Consider the following 2,988-nt stretch of genomic DNA (forward strand, 5'->3'; position numbering starts at 1 on the left):
CATAGTACGTGGTCGTAGACCCGAAACCGTGTGATCTACCCATGTCCAGGGTGAAGACAGGGTAACACCTGTTGGAGGCCCGAACCCACGCAAGTTGAAAATTGCGGGGATGAGGTGTGGGTAGCGGTGAAATGCCAATCGAACTCGGAGATAGCTGGTTCTCCCCGAAATAGCTTTAGGGCTAGCCTCGAGTTAGAGTCCTGGAGGTAGAGCACTGATTGGACTAGGGGTCCCTACAGGATTACCGAATTCAGTCAAACTCCGAATGCCAGAGACTTATTTCTCGGGAGTCAGACTGCGAGTGCTAAGATCCGTAGTCAAGAGGGAAACAGCCCAGATCACCAGCTAAGGTCCCCAAGTATACGTTAAGTGGAAAAGGATGTGGAGTTGCTTAGACAACTAGGATGTTGGCTTAGAAGCAGCCATCATTGAAAGAGTGCGTAATAGCTCACTAGTCGAGTGACTCTGCGCCGAAAATGTACCGGGGCTAAACGTATCACCGAAGCTGTGAATGAACACCATCAGGTGTTCGTGGTAGGGGAGCGTTCAAAGGGCTGAGAAGCTGGATCGTGAGGACCAGTGGAGCGCTTTGAAGTGAGAATGCCGGTATGAGTAACGAAAAGAAGGGTGAGAATCCCTTCCGTCGAAAACCTAAGGTTTCCTGAGGAAGGTTCGTCCGCTCAGGGTTAGTCGGGTCCTAAGCCGAGGCTGAAAAGCGTAGGCGATGGGAAACAGGTTGAAATTCCTGTACCACCTCCTCACCATTTGAGTAATGGGGGGACGCAGAAAGGTAGGGTAAGCGCGCTGTTGGATATGCGCGTCCAAGCAGGTAGGCTGAGAAGCAGGCAAATCCGCTTCTTGTAAGGCTGAGCTGTGATGGCGAGGGAAATCATAGTACCGAAGTTCCTGATCCTACACTGCCAAGAAAAGCCTCTAGCGAGGTGAGAGGTGCCCGTACCGCAAACCGACACAGGTAGGTGGGATGAGAATTCTAAGACGCTCGGGAGAACTCTCGTTAAGGAACTCGGCAAAATGACCCCGTAACTTCGGGAGAAGGGGTGCTCTCTAGGGTGTTAAAGCCCCGGAGAGCCGCAGTGAAAAGGCCCAAGCGACTGTTTATCAAAAACACAGGTCTCTGCGAAGCCGCAAGGCGAAGTATAGGGGCTGACACCTGCCCGGTGCTGGAAGGTTAAGAGGAGAGGTTATCCCCTTCGGGGAGAAGCTTCGAATTGAAGCCCCAGTAAACGGCGGCCGTAACTATAACGGTCCTAAGGTAGCGAAATTCCTTGTCGGGTAAGTTCCGACCCGCACGAAAGGTGCAACGACTTGGGCACTGTCTCAACGAGAGACCCGGTGAAATTATATTACCTGTGAAGATGCAGGTTACCCGCGACAGGACGGAAAGACCCCATGGAGCTTTACTGTAGCTTGATATTGGATTTTGGTACAGCTTGTACAGGATAGGTAGGAGCCTTGGAAACCGGACCGCCAGGTTCGGTGGAGGCGCTGGTGGGATACTACCCTGGCTGTACTGAAATTCTAACCTCGGACCGTGATCCGGTTCAGGGACAGTGTCAGGTGGGCAGTTTGACTGGGGCGGTCGCCTCCTAAACAGTAACGGAGGCGCCCAAAGGTTCCCTCAGAATGGTTGGAAATCATTCGAAGAGTGCAAAGGCAAAAGGGAGCTTGACTGCGAGACCTACAAGTCGAGCAGGGACGAAAGTCGGGCTTAGTGATCCGGCGGTACCGTATGGAAGGGCCGTCGCTCAACGGATAAAAGCTACCCTGGGGATAACAGGCTAATCTCTCCCAAGAGTTCACATCGACGGGGAGGTTTGGCACCTCGATGTCGGCTCGTCGCATCCTGGGGCTGAAGTAGGTCCCAAGGGTTGGGCTGTTCGCCCATTAAAGCGGCACGCGAGCTGGGTTCAGAACGTCGTGAGACAGTTCGGTCCCTATCCGTCGCGGGCGCAGGAAATTTGAGAGGAGCTGTCCTTAGTACGAGAGGACCGGGATGGACACACCGCTGGTGTACCAGTTGTTCCGCCAGGAGCATAGCTGGGTAGCTACGTGTGGACGGGATAAGTGCTGAAAGCATCTAAGCATGAAGCCCCCCTCAAGATGAGATTTCCCATAGCGCCAAGCTAGTAAGACCCCTTGAAGATGACAAGGTTGATAGGTCTGAGGTGGACGCGTGGCGACACGTGAAGCTGACAGATACTAATCGGTCGAGGGCTTATCCTAACACAAATAGGTGGGCGCCTCGGTGATACACTCTATTTCTTCTCTGTTATTCAGTTTTGAGAGAACGATGTTCTCTTTTTGTTGCCTTTGTTTTTGAGGCAGAAATAAGAAAGTAGTTGAAAAACTATTGAAGGCAATAGTTTTTTTATTTCCTCAAAAACATCTTTTTAATTATTTGGAAAGAATTGTTTATTGTAAGAGGATAAGGTTATATGCTATAATAGATTCTACATTCTTCTTGACAGCTTAAATTTTATTCTAGTGTTATACTATATTGCGGGTGTAGTTTAGTGGTAAAACCTCAGCCTTCCAAGCTGATGTCGTGGGTTCGATTCCCATCACCCGCTCCATTATTTGAAAAAAATGAGTGAGCGAAAGTTCAACATTTCACAAAGTTGCAAAAAAAGTTATTGACACCATATTGCGAAGGTGTTATGATGATTAAGTCGCCAAAAAAACGGCGGATAAGTTGTCCTTTGAAAATCGAATGAAAGTCAAACGTCAGTTAATTTCTATTAAAGTAAGTTAAGTTAGTTTCAAACATCTTCATTTTATCGGAGAGTTTGATCCTGGCTCAGGACGAACGCTGGCGGCGTGCCTAATACATGCAAGTCGAGCGCAGGAAGCAAGCTGCGCCCTTCGGGGCAAAGCTTGTGGAATGAGCGGCGGACGGGTGAGTAACACGTGGGCAACCTGCCTTACAGACTGGGATAACCCCGGGAAACCGGGGCTAATACCGGATAA

General features: G+C 50.0%; 1 protein-coding gene, 1 tRNA gene and 1 rRNA gene. 2 read left to right on the forward strand and 1 reads right to left on the reverse strand.

Features of this window, described 5'->3' with window-relative positions:
* Both CEF17_RS00005 and CEF17_RS00010 read left to right on the forward strand, forming a co-directional pair.
* Window positions 1-2,244 (forward strand): 23S ribosomal RNA (locus CEF17_RS00005); the annotation flags it as partial.
* A gap of 276 nt (window positions 2,245-2,520) precedes the next feature.
* Window positions 2,521-2,594, forward strand: a tRNA-Gly gene (locus CEF17_RS00010).
* Between the two features lie 196 nt (window positions 2,595-2,790).
* On the opposite strand, the gene CEF17_RS20550 is transcribed toward CEF17_RS00010, so the two are convergent.
* The coding region (locus CEF17_RS20550) for a hypothetical protein (protein ID WP_232725366.1) at window positions 2,791-2,988 on the reverse strand (198 nt) is incomplete at its 5' end.

This window comes from Bacillus sp. FJAT-44742 (assembly GCF_002797315.1).
Taxonomy (GTDB): domain Bacteria; phylum Bacillota; class Bacilli; order Bacillales; family Marinococcaceae; genus Thalassorhabdus; species Thalassorhabdus alkalitolerans.